General features: G+C 70.2%; 23 protein-coding genes and 2 pseudogenes. 18 read left to right on the forward strand and 7 right to left on the reverse strand.

The genetic code is table 11. The features are described 5' to 3' along the window. The 4 genes and pseudogenes from ACZ4MF_RS45925 to ACZ4MF_RS45940 all read left to right on the forward strand — a co-directional run. Positions 1 to 105 (forward strand): annotated as a pseudogene (locus ACZ4MF_RS45925) (transposase); the annotation flags it as partial. Positions 106 to 168: 63 nt separating this feature from the next. After that, positions 169 to 396 (forward strand): AsnC family transcriptional regulator, encoded by a 228-nt coding sequence (locus ACZ4MF_RS45930; RefSeq protein WP_467500036.1) that lies wholly within the window; start codon positions 169 to 171, stop codon positions 394 to 396. 3 nt (positions 397 to 399) lie between these two features. Continuing rightward, complete coding sequence (locus ACZ4MF_RS45935) at positions 400 to 612, forward strand: hypothetical protein (protein ID WP_467499996.1); 213 nt, start codon at positions 400 to 402, stop codon at positions 610 to 612. A 70-nt stretch (positions 613 to 682) separates the two neighbouring features. Beyond that, positions 683 to 1,153 (forward strand): Lrp/AsnC family transcriptional regulator, encoded by a 471-nt coding sequence (locus tag ACZ4MF_RS45940; RefSeq protein WP_467499997.1) that lies wholly within the window; start codon positions 683 to 685, stop codon positions 1,151 to 1,153. A 163-nt stretch (positions 1,154 to 1,316) separates the two neighbouring features. Here the strand turns inward: ACZ4MF_RS45940 and ACZ4MF_RS45945 are convergent, their stop codons facing one another. The 4 genes from ACZ4MF_RS45945 to ACZ4MF_RS45960 all read right to left on the reverse strand — a co-directional run bounded on the left by ACZ4MF_RS45945 (position 1,317) and on the right by ACZ4MF_RS45960 (position 5,759). Next, complete coding sequence (locus tag ACZ4MF_RS45945) at positions 1,317 to 2,804, reverse strand: NAD(P)/FAD-dependent oxidoreductase (protein ID WP_467499999.1); 1,488 nt, start codon at positions 2,802 to 2,804, stop codon at positions 1,317 to 1,319. 29 nt (positions 2,805 to 2,833) lie between these two features. Next, positions 2,834 to 4,018, reverse strand: coding sequence for an MAB_1171c family putative transporter (locus tag ACZ4MF_RS45950; RefSeq protein ID WP_467500000.1), 1,185 nt, complete (start codon positions 4,016 to 4,018; stop codon positions 2,834 to 2,836). 62 nt (positions 4,019 to 4,080) lie between these two features. Continuing rightward, positions 4,081 to 5,262 carry an MAB_1171c family putative transporter gene (locus tag ACZ4MF_RS45955; protein WP_467500002.1) on the reverse strand — a complete coding sequence of 394 codons (1,182 nt, stop codon included), beginning with the start codon at positions 5,260 to 5,262 and terminating at the stop codon, positions 4,081 to 4,083. Continuing rightward, a complete protein-coding gene (locus ACZ4MF_RS45960) occupies positions 5,259 to 5,759 on the reverse strand; it encodes a toxin (RefSeq protein WP_467500038.1) in 501 nt (166 codons plus the stop codon). The genes ACZ4MF_RS45955 and ACZ4MF_RS45960 overlap by 4 nt, the downstream gene beginning before the upstream one ends. A gap of 910 nt (positions 5,760 to 6,669) precedes the next feature. Here ACZ4MF_RS45960 and ACZ4MF_RS45965 point away from each other — a divergent pair. After that, complete coding sequence (locus ACZ4MF_RS45965; RefSeq protein WP_467500004.1) at positions 6,670 to 7,038, forward strand: hypothetical protein; 369 nt, start codon at positions 6,670 to 6,672, stop codon at positions 7,036 to 7,038. Between the two features lie 4 nt (positions 7,039 to 7,042). Here ACZ4MF_RS45965 and ACZ4MF_RS45970 read toward each other — a convergent pair whose 3' ends face one another. Next, entirely contained in the window at positions 7,043 to 7,327 is a 285-nt protein-coding gene (locus tag ACZ4MF_RS45970) for a hypothetical protein (RefSeq protein ID WP_467500006.1), read from the reverse strand. Between the two features lie 340 nt (positions 7,328 to 7,667). Between ACZ4MF_RS45970 and ACZ4MF_RS45975 the strand changes: the two genes are divergently transcribed. The 13 genes from ACZ4MF_RS45975 (at position 7,668) to ACZ4MF_RS46035 (ending at position 19,839) form a co-directional block, all read left to right on the forward strand. Beyond that, positions 7,668 to 8,333, forward strand: coding sequence for a hypothetical protein (locus tag ACZ4MF_RS45975; protein ID WP_467500008.1), 666 nt, complete (start codon positions 7,668 to 7,670; stop codon positions 8,331 to 8,333). Positions 8,334 to 8,445: 112 nt separating this feature from the next. Beyond that, positions 8,446 to 8,676: an e9imm peptide gene (locus ACZ4MF_RS45980; protein ID WP_467500010.1), complete on the forward strand. Its 231-nt coding sequence runs from the start codon at positions 8,446 to 8,448 to the stop codon at positions 8,674 to 8,676. Positions 8,677 to 9,020: 344 nt separating this feature from the next. Next, positions 9,021 to 9,686, forward strand: a complete 666-nt coding sequence (locus ACZ4MF_RS45985; RefSeq protein WP_467500012.1) for a DUF4097 family beta strand repeat-containing protein — start codon at positions 9,021 to 9,023, stop codon at positions 9,684 to 9,686. Positions 9,687 to 10,134: 448 nt separating this feature from the next. Then, positions 10,135 to 10,692: a DUF3291 domain-containing protein gene (locus ACZ4MF_RS45990; protein ID WP_467500014.1), complete on the forward strand. Its 558-nt coding sequence runs from the start codon at positions 10,135 to 10,137 to the stop codon at positions 10,690 to 10,692. A gap of 469 nt (positions 10,693 to 11,161) precedes the next feature. Then, entirely contained in the window at positions 11,162 to 11,683 is a 522-nt protein-coding gene (locus ACZ4MF_RS45995) for a hypothetical protein (RefSeq protein ID WP_467500016.1), read from the forward strand. Positions 11,684 to 12,020: 337 nt separating this feature from the next. Next, the gene (locus ACZ4MF_RS46000; protein ID WP_467500018.1) at positions 12,021 to 12,494 is read left to right on the forward strand and encodes a cobalamin B12-binding domain-containing protein; all 474 of its coding nucleotides are present in this window, start codon (positions 12,021 to 12,023) and stop codon (positions 12,492 to 12,494) included. Continuing rightward, positions 12,491 to 13,804 carry a methylaspartate mutase gene (locus tag ACZ4MF_RS46005; RefSeq protein ID WP_467500020.1) on the forward strand — a complete coding sequence of 438 codons (1,314 nt, stop codon included), beginning with the start codon at positions 12,491 to 12,493 and terminating at the stop codon, positions 13,802 to 13,804. Before ACZ4MF_RS46000 ends, ACZ4MF_RS46005 begins: the two co-directional genes overlap by 4 nt. A 5-nt stretch (positions 13,805 to 13,809) precedes the next feature. After that, positions 13,810 to 14,742 (forward strand): transporter substrate-binding domain-containing protein, encoded by a 933-nt coding sequence (locus ACZ4MF_RS46010; protein ID WP_467500022.1) that lies wholly within the window; start codon positions 13,810 to 13,812, stop codon positions 14,740 to 14,742. Between the two features lie 166 nt (positions 14,743 to 14,908). Then, complete coding sequence (locus ACZ4MF_RS46015; RefSeq protein ID WP_467500024.1) at positions 14,909 to 15,874, forward strand: DMT family transporter; 966 nt, start codon at positions 14,909 to 14,911, stop codon at positions 15,872 to 15,874. 66 nt (positions 15,875 to 15,940) lie between these two features. Beyond that, complete coding sequence (locus tag ACZ4MF_RS46020) at positions 15,941 to 16,984, forward strand: aspartate-semialdehyde dehydrogenase (protein ID WP_467500026.1); 1,044 nt, start codon at positions 15,941 to 15,943, stop codon at positions 16,982 to 16,984. Further along, on the forward strand, positions 16,981 to 18,066 hold the full coding sequence (locus ACZ4MF_RS46025; protein WP_467500028.1) for an amino acid kinase family protein: 1,086 nt from the start codon (positions 16,981 to 16,983) through the stop codon (positions 18,064 to 18,066). Before ACZ4MF_RS46020 ends, ACZ4MF_RS46025 begins: the two co-directional genes overlap by 4 nt. Positions 18,067 to 18,152: 86 nt before the next feature. Continuing rightward, on the forward strand, positions 18,153 to 19,181 hold the full coding sequence (locus ACZ4MF_RS46030; RefSeq protein WP_467500030.1) for a TauD/TfdA family dioxygenase: 1,029 nt from the start codon (positions 18,153 to 18,155) through the stop codon (positions 19,179 to 19,181). A gap of 91 nt (positions 19,182 to 19,272) precedes the next feature. Next, entirely contained in the window at positions 19,273 to 19,839 is a 567-nt protein-coding gene (locus ACZ4MF_RS46035) for a nitroreductase family protein (RefSeq protein WP_467500032.1), read from the forward strand. A 21-nt stretch (positions 19,840 to 19,860) separates the two neighbouring features. On the opposite strand, the gene ACZ4MF_RS46040 is transcribed toward ACZ4MF_RS46035, so the two are convergent. Both ACZ4MF_RS46040 and ACZ4MF_RS46045 read right to left on the reverse strand, forming a co-directional pair. Next, the gene (locus tag ACZ4MF_RS46040) at positions 19,861 to 20,763 is read right to left on the reverse strand and encodes a LysR family transcriptional regulator (RefSeq protein ID WP_467500034.1); all 903 of its coding nucleotides are present in this window, start codon (positions 20,761 to 20,763) and stop codon (positions 19,861 to 19,863) included. Between the two features lie 517 nt (positions 20,764 to 21,280). Beyond that, positions 21,281 to 21,380, reverse strand: a pseudogene (locus ACZ4MF_RS46045) (IS481 family transposase); the annotation flags it as partial.

Here is a 21,380-nt window from a genome sequence, read left to right on the forward strand (position 1 = left end):
AGCGTCCATGCCGCCACCGACGCGGCGTCGTGTCCGCTGGACTGGCAGTTGTATCTGCCCCGGGAGTGGACGGACGAGCCGGACCGCTGCCGGAAGGCCGGAGTATCCTTGGACGGCAGAGAACTCGGCGGACACCGAGGTCGTCCCGGACGGGCGATACTGGAAAACATGGCGGTCCAATCGAGCGTTCAGGTACTCGATGTACTGGATCAGCGGCTGATCGCGGCCCCGCAGTGCGACGGCCGGCTGACCGCCGAGCGAGCCGCCGCGGTCCTCGGGCTCAATGCCCGCACCGTGCAGCGGCGCTGGCGTGCGCTCATGGCGGACGGCACGGCACGAGTCGTCACCGTACCGGAACGCCCTGCCGGGGTGGGCGCGCTGCTGCTGCGCGTCTAGGTGTTGCGCGGCGAACTCGACACCATCGCGGCCGCCCTCGCCGCCCGCGACGACATCCCCTTCCTCGACCTGTCCGCCTCCGGCGACGAGCTCACCGCGGTCGCCTGGGCCGAGCCCGGCACGCGCAGCCCCCTGGTCTTCCGCAGCCTGCCCGCCACGCAGGCCGTCACCTGTCACGGCGTCAACGGTGCTGCACGTCTTCCGTCAGGCCCATGAACGGCGCCACACGGTCCTGACGGACGACGAGCGGAGGCGGCCGAACTCTGCGTCGGGCAAGGAGAGTTCGTTGTCGTCAGGAGGTTTCGCCGCGCCGGCCGACGAAGTGGACCGGCTCCTGTTGACGGAGCTGTCCGCCGATGCCCGCGTCCCGGCGGCGAGCGTGGCGGCCCGAGTCGGGCTGCCCGAGTCCACGGTACGCAGGCGCATCGCCCGCCTCACCGCCGAGGGCGTCCTGCGCACCCAGGTCGTCGTCGACCCCCGGCTGCTCGGGCTCGGCACCGACGCCAATGTGGAGATGCGGGTCGCCCCCGGACGGCTCGACGCGGTCGGCCGGGCGCTCGCGGCGCACCCGGCGGTGCACGGAGCCTTCGCCACGACCGGCGCCGCCAACCTTCAAGTAGCCTTCTGGACGAAGGACTTGGCGGAACTGTACGAGTCCGTCACCGATGCCCTCGGCCGACTCCAGATCGAGAGCGCGGAGACCTTGATCGTCGGACAGGCGGTCAAGCGACCCGGCCGACGCCACATGCTCGGCTGACCGCCGCCTCGATGGGTTGCGGCTGTCCCCGGACACCCGCATGCGACCGGATCAGGGACCGACGCTGCACCGTCGGCTCCGCCGTACCGGACCGGAAGACCCATCTGAGCAGGACGTTCGCTCTGCCGGAGCGGCTCCGCGGAGGGCGTCGGCAGGGCGGGGGTCACGCCGAGGGCCGGGGGCCCTGACCCGTCTGCCCTGTGCGGATGAGGGCGCTCAGGGTCTCGTGCTCGGCCGGCGTGAGCGGGGGACCGGACAATGAGGGCAATGCAGGGCCGGTCAGTGCGGCGAGCAGCGGGCCGGGCCGCATCAGCCGCAGCGCGCCGCTCCGCATGCTGGTCACGTCGAACAGCGCTGACGCGGCCGCGTACGAGCCCGTCGCCGACCGGGTCAGCCGACGCGTGTACTGCGCGGCCAGACGGTCCGCGGCGGTGGGCGCGCCTCCGGTCACATGGGGGTACAGGACGTCGGAGCTGACGGCGAGCGTCCAGGCGGCGTCCACCGACGTGGCGACCTCACGCTGTACGCGGCGGGCCAGGCCCCGCGAACCCCAGCGTTGGCGTACGGTCTTCGCCAACGCCTGGGCGCCGAGGGCGGCGACGCTCATGCCCTGGCCGTAGAGCGGATTGAACGTGGCGAGCGCGTCGCCGAGTACCACCAGGTTCTCCGGCCAGACGGCCGCCTTTTCCAGGTAGCGCCGGGCGTTGCTCGTGCTGTGGCTCGTGAAGACGTCCGTGAGCGGCTCGGCGCCGGCGATGAGCCGGCCCACGATCGGGTGCGGCAGGTCGAGCGCGTACCGGAGGAACGCGTCCGGGTCCTTCGGCGGCTCGCCGCCCCGCGACCCGCCGAGGCTGACCATCCACCGGCGGCCCTCGATCGGCACGATCATGCCGCTGCGGGCCGGGCCTCCGGTGAAGGGGTTCGGCTGGATCATGGTCAGCGGCCAGCGCTCGGCACCCTCGGGGATGCGGTACAGACGGGTGGAGTTGACGAGCCCGGAGTCCAGGGTCCGCTCCGGGATGTCCGTGATCCCGAGGCCGCCGAGCCAGGTGGCGATGCGGGACCCGCGGCCACTGGCGTCCACCACGAAGTCGGCGTACAGATCGGCCTCGCCACGGTCGGTGGAGAGCCGGAGCCCGTACGCGGCGGTGAAGCCGGCGTCGAACGGGGTGTCCGGGCCGACGGTGGCGATGCGCACGCCGCGGACGCGCCCGGAATGACCGAGCAGGCCGACGGCCTTGGCCTGCCGGATCTCGATGTTGCCGAGGGACTTCAGCACCGCCGTGCGTATCGCCCAGTCCAGCAGGGCCCGGCTGCACGTGACGATGAGGGGATCCGCGTGACGCCACCGGTGGAACCATCCCCCTGACGTGAAGACGACCATGTCACGGCTCAGGGATATCTCGTGGGCGCCCGAGGCGATGAGGTGCTTGCGCATGTCCGTGCCCGGGATCAGCGTGTCCATGGCGTCCAGGCCGCCGGCCATCATGAGGTGCGCGTGCCTGCCCTGGGGCACTCCCCTGCGGTTCTCGGGCCCGTCCGGGAGGGCGTCGCGCTCCAGCACGACGACCTGGTCGACCACGCGTGAGAGAGCGGCCGCGGCCAGAATGCCGGCGGCTCCCGCGCCGATGACCACAGCAGTACGGGACATGGGACTCCTTGTGTCAGGGGTGGACGTCATCACCGCACCCTCGTGCGGGACCTGGGCTCGTGGACGGCGGGCAGTCGCCCCAGCGCCTCGGCGAGCTGTACGAGTTCCCTCGTGCCGGAGGCGGTGGTGGCGAGGAGACGGTAGCGGTCCGCCTCAACTGCCATGTCCTGCACGGGCACAGAGGAGTCGGCGGCATCTGCCTCGGCGGCGGCATCCACCACCATGGCGGCTTCGGAGACGGCGAGGGCCTCGGTGTGGGAGCTGCCGTGGTCGAGGGCGCGGACGTACACCGTCCTGCCCAGGTCCTGGTTGAAGGCGGGGACCAGGTGCAGCAGGGCGTCGTGGATGGCGAGTTCGAGCACCTGCAGCCGGTCCTTGGGCAGCCGCCACCGCGACGGTGCGGGCTTGGGCGCGGTGGACACGCCCTTCACCTGCTCCCACAGGGGCACCAGCGCGCGGTAGTCCCTCATGCTCCGCCACTGGTCACGCGTCGTCGGAAGGAGCCGCGGAATGACGAATCCGGCACTGGTGATCAGGGCGCCGAGGGAAACGGCCGGCGGGGCCACGGTGGTGGAGAGCCAGTCGAGATCGTGCCCGCTCCAGCGGGCCGCGACAGCGACGAGTTTCGCGAGGACGAAGCCGACGGCGTCCAGTGTCAGGCCGACCATGATGAGCCGTAGCCCGGTCCGGAGCAGCCCGGTGACGGTGCGGGACCAGCGCAGACTCAGCACGATCATGCTCACCGCGCACACCGCGTGCCCGACCAGGTAGAGAACGATCATCTCCCTGATGTACGGGGTGCGGGCGTAGTAGGTGTCGAGGTCCTGCAGCCGCTCGACCGGTGCACTGCCCAGCTGGTACAGGGTGATGACGGCGACGACCAGGACGCTGTAGGTGATGACGATCCGGGTCACCATCACCCGGATCTGCTCCTGCGGGCCGCCGCGCCAGTGGATCAGCAGAATGAGCACCGAGGCGCTGTACGCGGAGATGAACGAATACGTCAGCGGGGCACCGAAGTTCGGGACACCCGTCATCTCGTTGACCCTGGCCAGCGTCGCGGGAGCCGAGCACGTGAAGCAGACGGCTCCGAGAGCGGCGGAGATGCAGGTCGACACCGTGAGCGGGTTACGCCGGGACACCCGGGGCCCGGGAAGCAGCAGCAGAGCCGCGACGGCAAGGCCGGCTGCCGCGACGTACACAACGATGCTCATGCCTGAAGACTCCAATCAGGCCCGCGCGTGGGGGGAGAGGGGACGTACTGCCGAAGGAGGAATCAGGCACGGCTCTTCGCGACCGGGTCGCCGTGCGCCCGGAGCGGCATCACCCGCTCGGACCCGGGCAGCGCGGCAGCGATCCGGACCAGGGTGTGCAGCTCCATGTGGTGCGGTTCCAGGACACCGGGCTGCCCGCTCCAGCCCAGGGCCGGCTGTCCGGCGCTCTCGCCGCGGGCCGCCGCCGCGATGGTCGTGGCCAGGGCGACGGCCTCCGCGGCCGTACGATCGCCCGAAGCGTCCAGCTCGCGCTCAAGTGTCTGCTCGTACACGTCCCGGTCGAAACAGTCCTGAAGGGCGGCCAGCCCGTTGGTGATGCTCGTCTGGCGCCAGGTCACCCACACCGACGGTGTCAGCGGCCGGTGCAGTCGCAGCGCCCGGCGCTTGAGGAAGTCCTTCAACAGCCGGTCCAGCGGGGCGAGCTGGCGGTACAGGCGCAGCTCGTGCCACCAGCGCGTCACGTGGTGCCCGAGGAACGGCAGGAGGACGCCCACGACGGTCAGGAAGGCGCCGAGTCCGGCGAAGCCGGGGGAGAGCCGCGTCGAGAGGAAGTCCAGGTCGTGGCCGCTCCACAGGGCGATGACGGCGGTGAGCTTGGCGATGCTGAAGCCGGCGCCGATCAGTGTGCCGATGGCGAGCGTCAACAGGCTGGCACGCACCCATCCACGGACCGTGCGGCCCATGGCCCAACGCAGGGACCACAGGCAGGTGATGGTGACGGCGATGAGGTGGGCCACGAGGTACAGCGAGATCATCGCGTCGATGTACGGGGTGCGCGCGTAGTAGGTGTCGAAGTCGGTCCGCCGCTCCACGGGGGTGCTGCCGAGCGCGAAGAGCACACCGATCGCGGTGACGACGACGGCGTAGCCGGTGATCCAGCGACGGGCGGTGCGTCGCCCGCCGGTGCCGTTGCGCCAGTAGACCACGAGTACCAGGCAGGACGCCCCGTAGGCCGTGATGGCCGCGTAGGTCAGGGGAGCCGCCAGGTTCGGGATCCCGCTGATCCGGTTGATGGCACCCACGGCGGGCGGGGAGCCGAACAGGAAGCACAGGCTTGCCAGGGCCAGCAGTGCGGTGATGGTGCGGAGGAAGGGGTCACTCCGGTGACCGACGAGGTCCCGGAGTTTGAGGCCGAGTCCGAGCCACAGCACGCCGCAGCTCACAAAGTTGATCAGGGCGGTCATGACCTGGTCCCCCGGTAGTTCAACGCGGCGCCGATGCGGCCGGCCAGGTTGTCGACGCCGCCCTGGGCCGCGTACACAGAGTCCGGCGCCGCCTGCAGCCACGGCCGCAGACGCTGGACTATCAGCAGACCGAACGTTTCAGCCTCTTTCTCCGCGGCCTCGACGAAGTCGGTGCGGGTCGCGGCGGCCAGCGCGGACGGGTCGATCGCCTCGTCCTTGTGCATGTGCCACACCTCGTGCCCGAAGATGACGAGCTTGTGCCAGGCTGCCGCGTGCTCCTCGATGATGATGTGGTCGGCGACGGTGCCGTCCTGGTCGGCCCGCTCCATCCACATGCCCGTCGCGCGCAGCACCGCGGGAAAGGCCTTCTGATGCACCTGGACCCGGCGGCCACGCCACTGGCTGACGGACGTGATGAGCGCGTCCAGCAGCTCGTTGGGGTCGGCCGGGACCGGAACGCGGACAGGGTCGATCAACGCGCTCGCCAGCCGGCGCATCTCCCTGTTCGTCCGCGCCTTTCCGACCAAGGCGTTCACCAGCCGGTGCCTCTCTCCGTCAGTGTGCACACTTCTCCCCGCGGGTCTCATGGACGTCTGCCGTCGGGAGGAACCGCGGACGAGCCGGCAGCTGCACCAAGCACGGCCTGGCGGTCATGCATGACCTCAATATGCCAAGGACGCCGACGTTCGGGCCACCACCCTGGGCTCCGCGTGCCCGGGGTGAAAACGGGTGTACCGCCGTAAAGGGATTCCGGCGGTCAGATCGACTGGCTGAAAGTGATGCTCGACGACATGACGGGCCGTGATGTCCATGGCACCGCCAGCCATGAACCACCCAACTCCTCCAGGGCGTAGCGCCTCCCGTCCGGCCTGCGCCGCGTCTTCCGCGGGAAGGCGGTGCGTGCCTTCCCGAGTGAGCGATCGACAGGTGTCGAGCGGGCCGGCGTTGGCGTGTCGACCGGCAGGGCACGCCCGAGCTCATGGTGGTCGACGACGACGGCGCGACGCGAGCCGGATCCCCGATCGACGGGATCGCCCGGGAGGGTTCCCGGCGACAACGGCCCAGCCAGGGCCGCCATCAGCCGCCACCGCGGCCCTCACCGGCGTCGCCACCATCGGCCTCGGCGGCGCCTCCAAGGCCCCGATCGCCATCGATCCGACGCGGATTGCCAGTGACTCAGGCGCCGCGAAGAGGTACGGATGCGGGCCGTTGACCTCTTCGGGGCGTACCCAATGCCGGTGCGAGCCAGAGCCCCGCCCGTCCGGGCCCATACAGGCCGAAAATCCGATGGTGCTCGATTTCCGAATGCTGACAGTGTGACCCCGCCCGGCCCCCGGGCACCGCCTGATGGCCCCACGCACCATCGGTCGGCCACCAGCCGGGCCGACTCCGAAAGGGAACCGCCTTATGCTGTCCGGTCGTACATACCTGCGATCCGCCATCGCCGTTCTCGGCGTAGGTGCCGTGCTCGCCCTGTCCACGTCCACGCCCGCCTTCGCCGCCAACGAGGGTGATCACTGGATCCGAACGGCGAACTGCGTCGCCGATCAGGAGATTCAACTGAAGTTTGTCAACGGCGCCTGGCACGACGAGCAGGAGCTCAACCCGACCGTTGCTCCCCCTGGGTGCTTCTTCGTTCTGACGGACAACGGCAAGGAGATCTTCCGCAGCCAAGGCGGCGGCTCTGGCTGGATTTACGACGGCCCGGACGACTACATCTGTGCCACCGTCCTTGACGCTGGGGCCCAGTCCGGAGTCCCTGGCATCTGCAACTGAACACTCAGCACGAGGCTGACAGCGATCCGGTCGCCGCACGGGTCCGATCCTGGCACCGCGTGGCAAAGGACGGCTCGGAGACCGACCGAACACCACCCTCGCCGACCGCCCAACGCCATCCGCAGGTCCACCGGCCGTATCCGGCTGCCAGAAGCGCGGTGACCTCGGTGGTGAAGCGATGTCCGGCTTCCCACCCGGCATCGGCACGGGGCACCGTCGAGGTGAGCACGGCGGTGATCCGGGATGCCTCCTCTTCATTCCAGTCGAAGGCAATGAGGTCGGGATCCACGGCAGACCACGGCAACCAGGTCGGTGCGAGCTCGTGATCGATGGCCGTGGCGTTCCTCCAGAACCGGGCAGGGCAGGACAACTGAGCGGTCGTGCCAAAGGATCGCGGCCTTGTCACACACGTTTCCGACGCCGCCGATCGCGGCCGGCCGACTGGAGGCGGTCCAGCCTCTCGCTGCCGAGGCCATCGGCCGGCCGACCAGGGCGTACCGGCCGTGTTCGGCGGGCGCCCTTCCCGGCCCGTACCCGCGCAGCATCTCCTCCGAGCGCTCGCGGTGCCGGGCGGCGAACGACTGCGGCTGATCGCCGCCCGCGACATGCCGACTTCTACGATGATCCGCATGCCGACACCCATACATGCCCTCGTCCAGCGCCCGTTGACCACCGAGGCCGTCGCGGAACTCCTCGCGCTGCCGGACGTGTCCCCCGTGCCCGAGGACTTCGACGCCGTCGAGGAGGAACTACGGCGGCGCGGGTGGGAAGGGGAGCACATGGTCTGCGACTCCTTCCGCACCGGGCACGGACACGTGCTGTGCAGCGAGTACGAAAGCCCGTTCGGAGAGCCGGACGCACGCGCATTCCTCGTCTTCGGCGAGATCTATCCCGTCGACCCCCACGACGAGGACATGCGGAACGAGGAGTGGCTCAACGGCTATGTCGAGGGCTGGCGGGAACTGCCCGGCTGGACATGCCGCAGACCGTCCACCGACCAGGACTGCGAGGCCGTGCTCGCGCAGGCGGCACGGGCGGTGACCGAGCATCTGGGCACGCCCCCGGAGCGGACGTTCGTGTCCGCCGCAGTGGCCGCCGGTCCGGCGCTGACCCACCGCATCTGGCGCACCGCCACACACGCCCTGATCCTCGGGCCGGCGGAGGACAACGGCCCCTACGGCTACCTCACCCACCTGCGGCTGTCCTGCAGCCCGCTCGGCAGCGGACCCGACCTGCCGCCCGTCGGCGACGATGACGCCTTGGTCTCATGGATCACGGCACACGCCGACTGGTGAGCCACGCCCTCAGGACTGCTGCCAGGACTGCTTCGCCGCCGTACGGATTGCCTCCGCCAGGAGCTGTCCGGGCGATCACGCGTCCCGCTAGGGTGACTCGGTGGGGGACTGGATGAGTGCTGTGGAGATGAGTCGCGCGGAGGCGGTCGCGCTCGTGCGGCGGATCATGCAAGCGGACTGCACCGCGGACGACGGGGTGGACGGCTGGCTGGACAGGCTCGACAGAGCCCTGGCATGCCCGTCCGGTCAGGTCAGCGAGTTGATCTTCTGGCCGCCGGAGCGGGAGCTCTCTGCTGATGAAGTCGTCGATCAGGCCCTGGCGTATCGGCCCATCGCTTTGTGACGCGGGTCGGCGTGCTCCTGGGCCGGGGCGGCGACGTCCGTATCGTGCCGGGCGGGGACGGGGCTGAAGGGGCTGAGGCTCGCACCGTGCACGACGCGGATCGGGCGGGGGTTCGGTCGCGCAGTGGCCCGCCGTGATCTGCTGACGCCCCTTCATAGTGTTCATCTTCAGGTCATTGCAACGAATGGGGGGCGGAGGGTGTTGCGTTAACTGTCGCCCCGTTGCAACGATTTCATGGCTTCTGCCTGCAACTTTGGGAGTTGAACGCAATAATGCTGTTGCCGGATTCGTGAATGCAACGTAGCGTTTCTGTCATCGGAAACAACGAGCCGAAGGAGCGCACGATGCAGAAGTTCGACACCCCCGCCCCGATCTCCGCCGTCCTGGACATCCCCGCCGGACGCGTCCGGTTCATCGCCGCGGACCGCGCCGACACCACCGTCGAGGTCCTGCCCGCCGACCCCTCCAAGAGGCGCGACGTCCAGGCCGCCGAGCAGACCACCGTCGCCTGCGCCGACGGCGTCCTGCGGATCCGCACCTCAGAGCCCAAGAACCAGCTCTTCGGCCCCTCCGGATCCATCGAGGTCACCGTCCAACTGCCCGCCGGTTCCCGCATCGAGGCCACGACCGCCGGCGCCGAACTCCGGACCGTCGGCCGCCTCGGCGACGTCGCATTCGAAGGCGCGTACCGTCAGATCGAGATCGACGAGGCCGCGAGCGTGCGCCTCATCGCGGTCGACGGCGACGTCGAGATCGGCCGGCTGGGCGGCCCCGCGGAGATCAGCACCGCGAGGGGCGACATCCGGATCACCGAGGCCATGGGCGGCATGGTCGTGCTCACCACTCAGTCCGGCGACATCACGGTCGGCGCGGCCGCCGGCGTCTCGGCCGCCCTGGACGCCGGCACCGGTCACGGCCGCATCAGCAACGCCCTGAAGAACGACGGCAGCGTCGATCTCGACATCCGTGCCACCACCTCCAACGGCGACATCGCCGCCCGCAGCCTCTGACCCGCTTCCTCCACAGCGCCACCCCGGGCGGTACAGGTCCAGCACCCGGGCGGCCTGCAGCGGTGTGAACGAGGCGGGACGGCCGCAGCGTTGACGGTCTTTGCGCCCGGGCAGGTCCGCCAGGCCGCCCGGGCGACCCGGCCACGCCGACGGCGCACGGTGTCCAACGCAGCCCCGTCGCCCGGGCCATGCATGCGTCGGAGTGTCCACGCGCGGCGCGCAGCGCCACCTGCGCACGCACCCGCAGCCTGCCCCGCCCGTCACCGCCCAGCCCCCGCAACGACCGGTGCAAGAGGCCACTTGAACGGGAAAAACGCAACTTAGACAGGGCCCGCAGAGGCAGCTACCTTCACCTGGTCTTCGGCGATCGCCCACGGTCGCACAGGAGTTCCTTCAGGCTGAGCCACCCGCGTGTCCACACCAGGCACCCCCGACCACGGAGAGACGCATGCCCCATCTTGCGCTGTACACATTCGGCGTCCTGAAGTCGCCTCTCGCCGATCCCGCACCTCTCACACGCGAACTCCGCAACAGCGGCGAGGCCATCTACCGGAAGATCAGCCGGCACCCCGGGTACCTCGCTCGTGCTGAAGCGGCAGACCGCGGCCGGGGCACACACTTCGACTTGGACTGGGGTGCATGGGGCGAGTTCGCCGTACCGACCTGGTACGACAAGGGCCGCACCGTGGAGACCACCGCCCTGGACGCGACCCTCTCACTCTGGACCGACCTGCGCCCCGCCTTCGACGCCGTCTACACCGGTCTGCACCGTGAGGCGCTGAACAGGCGTCACGACTGGTTCGAGAGGACAGGACACCCGAGTTACGTCATCTGGTGGGTCTCCGACGGCGTCATACCCACCTGGCAGGACGGGGTTTCCAGGCTGGAACACCTCCGCGACCACGGCTCCGCGCCGCACGCCTTCACCTTCCACCACTCGTTCGCCCCGGACGGAACTCCGGCCGGGATCAAGGGCATCGGGCCGAAGAGCGACCAGGTTCGCTGACAAGGAAGCCTGAACGACCGGGTTCGCCGTCAAGCGACCGCAAGCTCGATGATCCAGACCACATGGAATTCCCCCGCGGCCACGACCACACCGCCACCCGGTCCCGGTTCGACCGGCTCGCAGCACGTCTGGACCAGACGACCGGGGCGTCCAAGACGCCGGCCACCACGGGAAGATCGTCATCCCTTCTTCGACTACCTGTGACCCTCGTCTGCGGTGTCCTTGGGCAGGGCATGCGGACAGGTCCCATGCCCGAGCCCACCACGGGAGATCCATCCCGAGGACGTCATCAACCACCACCGTCCTTCATCGCCCGCCGCCGGTCGCTACTGCCTCGCCCACGTCGAGCTGCGGAAGGCCGCCCTCGGCGGCTGCGCACCCGACGTCGGCACCTCAGCCTGCTCGACCGGCTCCAAGAGGCCAAGGAACAGAGGCGGCTCGGCGAGGGATGCCGAGCAGCGGAACGAGGATGCGAGGCAGCAGTCCCGAGCACTACGGCGACGGGATGACCGTCTTCCCCTGTTCCAAGTGCGGCGCGGCGATCACGCCGGAGCTGGCCGAGCCGGCCGCCGTCCCTGACGTCTCCGACGACGAGCGAGACCGGGACAAGGAGACACACCGGGCGCCTTCCACCGTCCCACGGGGCCACCACGTGATCGATCCCGAGCCCTGGGGACCTCCCTACGCCGCGCAGGACGATCAAGAGGACCCGAAGCCGGTTCAGTCGCGCGGACCTGTGGTCTGCCGCGCACAAGGCTTCGTCATCTCGGCCGGTACGCGACACACAGTGCTGGTGCGTCCCGACGACGCCGCCGATATCCAGCCCCTGCCTCATGGGGAGAACAGCAACGGGTGCCGCGGACCGAGAGGCGACGAGGGGCTCAACCGCGCCTGCCCCTGCGGCGCTCCCCTCACGACCCTCGCGGCCGACCGCCTCGGGCCCTGCGAACCGCACCTCGACCCCGTCCGGACCTACGCGTTCTCCCAGTGAGACCGCGAAGCGCGCGTGGATGATGCCAGTTCGGACTGGTCGGCCCCGGCTCTCGTCCTGTGGGGGAAAGCCCGGCGAACAAGCCGGCCGTGTCCGGCAGGGCCTTGCTCCCCGTGGTCCCGCGCCACCACCCGGCGCGCGCCCGGCCCCTGGCACGCCCATGTCCGCCCGGTCCGCCCGGGTCCGGTGTGCGTTTCCCTTTTCCGCCCGCCTATCGACAGCCTTGATGCGGGCATCGATTTCGTTCCTCAGCAGGTCGTGGACCTGGCGTCGCCTGACCTCGTAGCTTTCTGGGCGTCAGCTTCTTTGAAGATTCTCCGACCTGTGGACGGGAGTAATGGACGAGATATCCCCGGCGCTTTCCAGCCGTTTCGTCGTCACCAGCGTGTCGTCGGACGCGCATATGTGGAACCTCGTTTTCCTGCAGTTGTTGCTGGAGGAACGAGGAGGGGAGGTGACCAACCTCGGTGCGTGCGTGCCGGACGATGTCATCCTCGCCGAGTGCCGTGAACGCCGCCCCGACGTCCTGGTCGTGAGCACCGTCAACGGCCATGGACACCTCGACGGGCTCCGGCTCATCGAGCAGATCCGCAGCGATCCCGAACTGGCCGGTCTGCGCGTGGTCATCGGTGGAAAACTCGGTATCCGCGGATCCGAGAACGCACGGTTCGGCGCCGAACTCGTGGCCGCTGGATTCGACGCCGCATTCGAGGCGGAGGCCGGGATGGACGAATTTGACGCCTTTCTCGGCACGTTGGAAGAACGTCCCGCCCGTGAACTCGCGATGGCGGGACAGGGGGGTTTGGCATGAAGGCCGTGCAGCCGGCCGGCGTTCCGGCCGTCGCCCCGGCCTTCGGCCGTTTCTCCCGCTTTGTCAGGCGCAGCCGCCAGGAGGGGCGGCTGGTGGTGCAGCCGCGCATGGGGTTCGCCGACACGGCGACCATGCGCCGGGGTCTTGAGGCCGTACGGGCCGTGCGCGCTGCGTCCGTCGGGACGGTCACCGTCGACAGCTACACCCGGGTCAACGACCACGCCTCCGCCCGACGGGCGCTGGAACGGGGGGACGACCTCAACGGATATCCGGTCGTGGCCCATGGCGAGGAGGAGACCCGCCGGCTGCTGGCAGGCGTGGCCGGTGACGACTTCCCCGTCCAGTTCCGGCACGGTTCCGCCCTGCCGCGGGACCTGTTCGGCACGCTGGCCCGCGTCGGCGCGGACGCCACCGAGGGCGGTCCGGTGTCGTACTGCCTGCCGTACAGCCGGGTACCGCTGCCGCAGGCCACCGCGGCCTGGGCCGAGTGCTGCCGGATCCTGGCGGACCGGCCGGAGCCGATGCACCTGGAGAGCTTCGGCGGCTGCATGCTCGGTCAGCTGTGCCCGCCGAGCCTGCTGATCGCGCTGAGCGTGCTGGAGGGGATGTTCTTCCGCGAGCACGGCATGCGGAGCATCTCGGTCAGTTATGCGCAACAGACCAGCCCGCAGCAGGACTTGGAGGCACTGGCCGCGCTGCGCCGGCTGGCCGCGCAGTGGCTGGGCGACGACGTCGACTGGCACGTGGTGCTCTACACGTACATGGGCGTCTTCCCGAGAACACCGGTGGGCGCCTACCGGATGCTGGAGGACAGTGTCCGCCTCGCGGTGCGCAGCGGCACCGAGCGGCTGATCGTGAAGACCGCGGTGGAGGCGTACCGGATCCCGACCATCGAGGAGAACGTGGACGCCCTGGAGTTCGCCGCCGCGGTGGAGGCCGACGAGCGGCGCCGGGCGCCGGCCGGGGGACCGGTCCAGCAGACCGGCATCTACGAGGAGGCGCTGCGGCTGATCACGTCGACGCTGCGCTTCGGGGACGACGTCGGATCGGCGCTGGTGGGCGCCTTCGCCCACGGGCACCTGGACGTGCCGTACTGCCTGCACCAGGACAACGCCAATCGCTCGCGGGCCGCCATCGACCCGAGGGGCACCCTGCGCTGGTCCCATCCGGGTGCGATGCCCGTGGCCGCCTCGGACGGCCACGGCACCGCCGAGGTGACCGCGCGTTCGCTGATCGACATGCTGGGCTACAACGAGCGCCGGTTCGACCGCGAGGAGCTGGTCGGCGCGGCGGTGAGGGGGATGCTGTGACGACCATGGTGCACAGGACCGCCACGACGCTGGAGGCCGTGCGCGCGCGAGGCGTCGTACGGGCGGTGGTCAGCCAGGGAATCCGGGGCCTGTCCCTGCCGGACGGACACGGCGCGTGGAGCGGGCTCGACGCGGACGTCGCCCGCGCGGTGGCCGCGGCGGCGCTCGGCGACGCCGGTGCCGTGGAGTGGCTGCCGACGGACCCGGGGGAGCGGCTGACCCGGCTCACCTCGGGCGCGGCGGATCTCACCACCTGCAACCTGTCGTGGACGCTCGGGCGCGAGGCCCGTGAGCCCGTCCTGTTCGCCGGCGTCACCTGCTACGACGGGGAAGGCTTCCTCGTCCGGACGGCGGACCGGATATCCGGCCCGGAACAGCTCGCCGGCCAACGGCTCGCCACCCAGGCGGGCACCACGACCGCGGGCAACCTGGCGGCCTGGTTCGGCGCGCGCGGCCTTGAGGTCGAGCCCGTCGCCTACGCCACCCCCGCCGAGGCGCTGGCCGGTTACGCGGACGGTACGTGCGCGGCCTACGTCCTGGACCGCATCGCCCTCGCAGGCGCGCGGGCCACGCTGCCCCGCCCGGCGGACCACATCGTGCTGGAGACCGCCATCTCCCGTGAGCCCATGGCCCTCGCCGTCCGGGACGACGACCCGGCCTGGTTCCGGGTGTGCCGGTGGGTGCTGCAGTTTCTCGTCGGTGCGGAGGACGCCGTACGGGAGGGCGGATCGGCACGGGCTGCCGCGGACCTCGCCGGCCGGCACGGACCTGCGCTCGGCCTGGACGAGACGTGGGCCCACCGGATCCTCGATGCCGTCGGCACCTACGGCGACGTCTACGAGCGCAACCTCGGACCGTCCTCCGGCCTGGACGTCGGCCGCGGCGCGAATGCCCTGTGGACCGACGGCGGGCTTCACTACCCGCTGCCCCTGAACTGACGTTCCGCCTGGTCACGCGGGCTCATCGACAGCCTTGATGCGGGCATCGATTTCGTTCCCCAACAGCGCGTGGACCGGCCCCCGCCGAAGCTCGTAGCTTCGTTGCATCAGCTCGGATCTCCCCCCGACTTCCCCTCGGACCTTCCCCTCAGAGCAGGAGTATGACATGAGCACATCAGAAGCGCCTTCGCGTCAGGAGACGCGCGGCGCGGTCGAACTCACGGCGGCCATGCTGCTGTCCGGCACCATCGGCGTCTTCGTCGTCCAGTCCGGTGCCTCGCCGTTCAACGTGGTCTTCTTCCGGTGCGTGTTCGGCACCCTCTTCCTCGGCCTGTACTGCCTGGTTCGCGGCTTCTTCAAGAACCACGGCTTCACCCCGAAGAAGCTGGGCCTGGCCGCGCTCGGCGGTGTGTTCATCGTCTTCAACTGGGCGTTCCTGTTCGAGGCCTACGGCAAGACGTCCATCTCGGTGGCCACGGTCGTCTACCACACACAGCCGTTCTTCGTGGTGCTGCTCGGGGCCCTGCTGTTCAAGGACCGCATCACCGCGCACAAGGCGGGCTGGCTGCTCGTCGCCTTCCTCGGGCTCGTCCTCGTCGCGGGCATCTCGACGTCCGACCTCTCAGGCGGCACCGCCTACCTGACCGGTCTCGGCTACGCCCTGCTCGCCGCCCTCTTCTACGGCCTGTCCACGATCATCACCAAGCGCGTGACCGGGGTGAAGCCCCACCTGGTCGCCCTGGTCCAGGTGACGCTGGGCATCCCGCTGCTGCTGCCCTTCACCCAGCTCGGCCAGAGCGCGCACTTCGGCAGCGGCTGGGCCTGGCTCGCCGGCCTCGGCTTCATCCACACCGGCGTCATGTACGTGCTGATGTACTCCGCCTACCAGAAGCTGCCCACCTCGAAGATCGCCGTCCTGGCCTTCGTCTACCCGGCCGCCGCCATGGTCTGCGACTGGGCCGTCTACGGACACCACGTCACCTGGACCCAGGCGCTGGGCATCCCGCTCATCGTGGCCGCCTCCCTGGGCATCAACCTCGGCTGGCGCCCCCGCCTGCGTCCCGCCGCCGCGGCTGCCCCGGCCGCCTCCGCACAGCCGGTCGCCGCATCCGGCAAGCGCACCTCCGCCTGAGCACCGCGAACGCCCACCGTCCGCGCCCCGCAAGCACACCCCGCCCGAGAGGAAGGACCCCCTCCCATGCCCCGCGTCACCGATCCCACCGCACCCTCCATAGCCCTGGTCGGCGCCACCGGAGTCGTCGGCACCACCCTGCTGAAGCTCATCGAGGAGCGCGGCTTCCGCTACCGCGACCTTCAACTCGTCGCCTCCGCCCGCTCGGCCGGCCAGGAGGTCGCCGTCGAGGGCCACCCCTACCGCGTACAGGACCTGGACGGCTTCGACTTCGCCGGCGTCGACGTCGCCTTCTTCTCCGCCGGCGCCCGCGTGAGCACGACGTTCGTACCCAAGGCCGTCGCCCAGGGTGCCCTCGTCATCGACAACACCAGCGCCTTCCGGATGGACCCCGACACTCCGCTGGTCGTCCCCCAGGTCAACGCCCACGAACTCGACGAACGCCCCGCGAGCGGCATCATCGCCAACCCGAACTGCTCCACCATCCCGCTGGTCCGGCTGCTGGCGCCCGTCCAGGAGCGCTGGGGCATACGGCAGGCCGTGGTCAGCACCTACCAGGCGGCGTCCGGCGCCGGCTACTCCGGCATCGAGGAACTGCGCGCCGGCGCCCGCTCCGTCCTCGACGACCCCGACAGCGCCGGCGTCACCGGAACCTTCAGCCCGTCCCTCGCCTTCGACGTCATCCCGAGCATCGACCGCCTCCTGGACGACGGCTTCACCTTCGAGGAGCAGAAGATGCTCCAGGAATCCCGCAAGATCCTCGGGCTGCCGCACCTGGACGTCACCACGACCTGCGTGCGCGTCCCGGTGGCCAACAGCCATTCCGAGGCCGCCTGGATCGAGTGCCACAACCCGGTCGACCGGGCCGAACTGGTCCGGCTGCTGGCGGAGCAGGACGAGGTGACCGTCCACGACCTGGAAACGCCGGGCGCATTCCCCACCCCGCGCACCGCCGGCGACCCGAACCGGGTCCACGTGGGCCGCGTCCGTGTCTCCGCCCACAACCCGCGCGGCTTCTGGTTGTGGCTCGTCGCCGACAACGTCCGCATCGGCGCCGCCCTCAACGCCCTGCAGATCGCCGAGGCGCTCACCCTGCGAGGTGCGCTGTGACCGCACCCGCCGTCCTGAAGTTCGGAGGCTCCACCTTCCCCGCCCCCACGGCCTACGCCGACCTCGCCGCCGCCCTGAGCCGGCGGGCCGAGCAGGAGCAGCGGCCGCTGGCCGTCGTCGTCAGCGCCATGCCCGGCGAGACCGAGAAGCTGCGCGGCCTGCTGCACGAGGTCAACCCCCAGCCGGAGGACGCCACCGGAGCCGGACTCCTGACCCTCGCCGACACCGTCAGCGCCCACCTCCTGGCCACCGCCTTGCACCGCACCGGCCTCACCGCCACCGTGCTCGCCGGTCACCAGCAGGGCCTCGTCACCGACGACACGTTCATGTGGGCCAAGGTGGCGCGACTGGACGACGCACCGCTGCGGCGGGCCCTGGACGAGCACCAGGTCGTCATCGTGCCCGGCGGCCAGGCGGCGGACCGGCACGGCCGCCCCACCTGGCTCGGCAAGAACAGCTCCGACCTCTCCGCCGTCCTGGTCGCCGCCGCACTCGGCGCCGACCGCGTCGAGATCCACTCCGACGTCGACGGCATCTACAGCGCCGACCCGAACGTGGTCGCCGGAGCCCGTCTGTTGCCCGAGGTCACCTACGACACCGCCGCGCTGATGTCCCTGTACGGCGCCAAGGTTCTGCACCGCAGGTCGGTACGGACCGCCCGGCAGCACGGCATCACCCTGGTCTGCCGCCACAACCGGGCCCCTTTCACCTCCGGCACGGTCATCAGCAACGAGGGCGGGCCGACCGCCGGCGTCGTGGCCAACACCAGGTCCAAGGTCCTCGGCTACGCCACCGCGGCCCAGGCCGATCTGGCGCACAGCGTCTTCCACACCGAGGGCATCGACACCGTACGCCTGGAGGACGGACCGCACCTCGTGGTCGTCGGCGGCTACCTCGACATCGACCGCTTCCAGCGCGTGCACGACCTGCCCGAGGCCCGGGTCGTGGGCATCCCGGTCACCGAGATCATCGGCAGCCGGGCCACCACCCACATCGCCGCCGACCCTGAAGAGGCCCGGCATCTCGCGCAGAAACTCCACGACGGCCTGCCCGAGAGCACCGCCGGACTCCGCGCCCTGTAGGCCACCCGCCCGCGCAGCCGACCGCCAGAAGCCAACTGCCAGAAGCCAACTGCCAGAAGCCAACTGCCAGAAGGGGAATTCCCACCATGACCGCGACCACCGTCGAGACCGGCACCCGCGCTCCGCAGACCCTCGGCCTGATCGAGCTGCCCGACGCCGTCCGGGACGCCATCGGACGAGACCTGGCCGCCGAGCCCGATCCGACCCTGGACACCGACCGCGCCATGGCGCGCTACCACCAGATCTTCGCCACCCTGCCGCTCGAACTGCTGCAGCAGATCCTCGACTTCGGCCGCCACAACGACACCCCCGGCGTCGGCTACGTCCGCAACCTCCCTGTCGACGCCCGGCTGCCCGCGACCCCGGCGGACGGCGGCCCGGCCACCGGCAAGGAGACCTTCGTTGCCGAGGGCGTCCTGCTCGGCCTGTCCGGCCTGCTCGGCGAGCCGGTCGGCTTCCTCACGGAGAAGCGGGGGCAGCTCGTCCACGACGTCATCCCGGTCGAGGGCGGCGCGATGACCCAGACCAACCAGGGCTCGACCGTCTTCCTCAACTTCCACAACGACATCGTGCACGACGCCATCGGCCGCTACGACGTCAGCAACCCCGACTTCCTCGTTCTCAGCTGCCTGCGCGCCGACCACGAGGGCGTCGCCGCGACCCACTACGCGGACGCCCGGGACATCGTCCGCGCCCTCGACTCCCGCACCCTGGAACTGCTGCGCAGCCCGCTGTTCCGGCTCAACGCCCCCGGCAGCTACATCCGCGACGTGGCCGGCGGCGGCGAGGTTCTCTCCGACCCGGTCGCCATGATCAGCGGACCCGAACAGTTCCCGGAGATCTCCTCCTCCGCCAACGGCGTACGCGCCATGACCACGGCCGCCGAGGCCGCGCTGGACCGCCTCCAGGCCGCCTGCCGGGAGTCCGCACACCAGGTCTTCCTCCGGCCCGGCGAGGCCCTCCTGATCAACAACCGCAAGGGCCTGCACGCCCGCACCCCGTTCACCGCACGCTACGACGGTGCAGACCGCTGGCTCCAGCGGACCTACGTGCGCCGCAGCCAGTGGTCCATCCGCTACCGGCAGACCGACGGCAGCCGCCGCGTCCACTACTGATCCGCCACTGCCCACCGCTGATCCGCCGACTGGGGGGCGGGGTGTCCCGGCACCCCGCCCCCACTTCGTACGCGCCTACGAGGGGAACCCCATGGACGTCATGACCGCCGTACTCAGCCGTCGCAGCGGGCACCGGCTGGTCGAACCGGCTCCGAACGACGAAGAGTTCGCCTATCTGCTCCGGGCCGCCGCCACCGCCCCGGACCACGGCAGGATCCGGCCGTGGCGATGGATCCTGGTGCGCGGCGAAGGACGCACCGCCCTGGGCCGCTGCTTCGCCGACGACGGCTCGGCGCCCGACGCGGAACGGGACCGGACCGAGGCCAAGACGCGCCGTGCGCCGCTGCTGGCCACGCTGGTGTTCACCCCGGCCGTCGGTCACCGGGTGCCCGAGTGGGAGCAACTGGCCGCCACCAGCGCGATGACCGGATCCCTGATGCTCCTGCTGCACGGCCGAGGCTTCGGCAGCATCTGGCGCACCGGCCCCTTCACCGAGTCCCGTGGCGCCCGCCGACTGCTGGGCCTGCGGCCGGACGAACGCCTGCTGGGCTGGCTGTACATCGGCACACCGGGAGACGCGCAACCGCCCAGGCGCCGGACACCTGACGACGTCACCGACCGGATCTCCGTCTTCGCCCCCGAACCGGCCACCGTATGAGGCCAGGTGACGGGGCGCGCGTCAGCCCGACTCCGCCAGCGGCGTCTCGTCCCGCATGAGGCGCACCGCCTGGTCGATGAACAGCTTCAGCTCCCGCGACAGCCGTCTGCCGCTGCGCCAGGCCAGCTGCGTGTGCACGGAGAACGGGGTGTCCCAGGACAGCGTTGCCAGCTCGCCCTTCTCCAGTTCCGCGGCCACGGTCACCTCGGGCAGCAACGAGATCCCCAGCCCGGACATCACACCCCGCTTGATCGCCTCGATGGTGCCGAACTCCAGGAACGGCATCGTCTCCGCGCCCCGCAGCTCCACCTCGAACAGATCGCGGTACGCGCAGCCCGCCTCGGTCGCCAGAATCGACGCCGCCCGCAGATCGTCGAGCGACAGGTTCTCCCGCCCCGCCAGCGCGTGCCCGGGCGCGGCGACGAGCACCAGCGGCTCCTCGGCCAGTACCACGGTCTCCAGGCCCTGGTGCCGGGTCTCCTGCTCCATCAGGAAGCCGATGTCGAAGGTGCCCTGGCGCAGCGCGTGGCAGGTCTCGGCGCACAGACTCGGCCGGAGCGACAGCTGCACCTTCGGAAAGCGGTGGTGGAAGAACTCCAGCAGCGGAGGCATGCGGTACGAGGTGATGCTCTCCATCGTGCCGACCACCAGGTTCCCCGACGGACCGTCCCCGCCGGCGACGTCCGCACGTGCCGCCTCGGTCAGCGCCAGGATCTGTTCGGCGTACTCCAGCAGTTTCTCACCGGCGGGTGTCAGCCGGATCCTCCCGCCGAGCCGGTCGAAGAGCTCCACCCCTAACGAGGTCTCCAACGCGCGGATCTGCGTCGTCACACTCGACTGTGCATAACTGAGTTCCTCCGCAGCACGTGTGAAGCTCAGCAGCGTAGCGACCTTCTGGAACGTCACCAGGTGACGAATCTCCACCTATATCCCCCTAGGCTGAACGTTTCGGCAAGAAGATCATGCCTTCGGCAATGGGCTCCGCGCATCACTAACAAAGACGACAAAACTACAGGCAGAGACCAACTGCCACGTAGGGTAACGTGATTTCGGTCACTTCCTTGCCGCGATGCGAGCCGGCGGCCGGCGCACAGCCGCGCCCGGCTCGACACGGACGGAGAGCTGTTCGAGCAGAAGACCAAGCCGCTGCCGACCTCGCGGAAGGCGACGTACGTGGCGTTCTTGTGCGGGATGAAGTGTGTGGCCTCGTTGTCGGGAGCCCGGCATCCGCCGCCGCGGCGGACCGCAGTTCGTCCTTCAGCTGCCGGCGGAAGGACGCGGCTCGAAGCCGCTGGTCTCGCCCCCTCGCACAGCCCGATTTCCACCAGGTAGTCGGCGAGCCTGCCCTGCACGTTCTCCCACGCGAGCAGCCGCTCGGACCAGTCCGCGTACTCCTCCGAGCCGACCGCCGCGACGTCCCCGGTGCGCAGCTCCGCACGGCCTAGCTGTATTGACCTGAAGCGTTGTTCACACGGCTGATCGGTGGGTGGCCGCCGAGTGCGGTGTGGCAGCGGTGGTGGTTGTAGGTGTGCAGGAAGTCT

The sequence above is a fragment of the Streptomyces sp. NPDC025793 genome, from assembly GCF_055558375.1.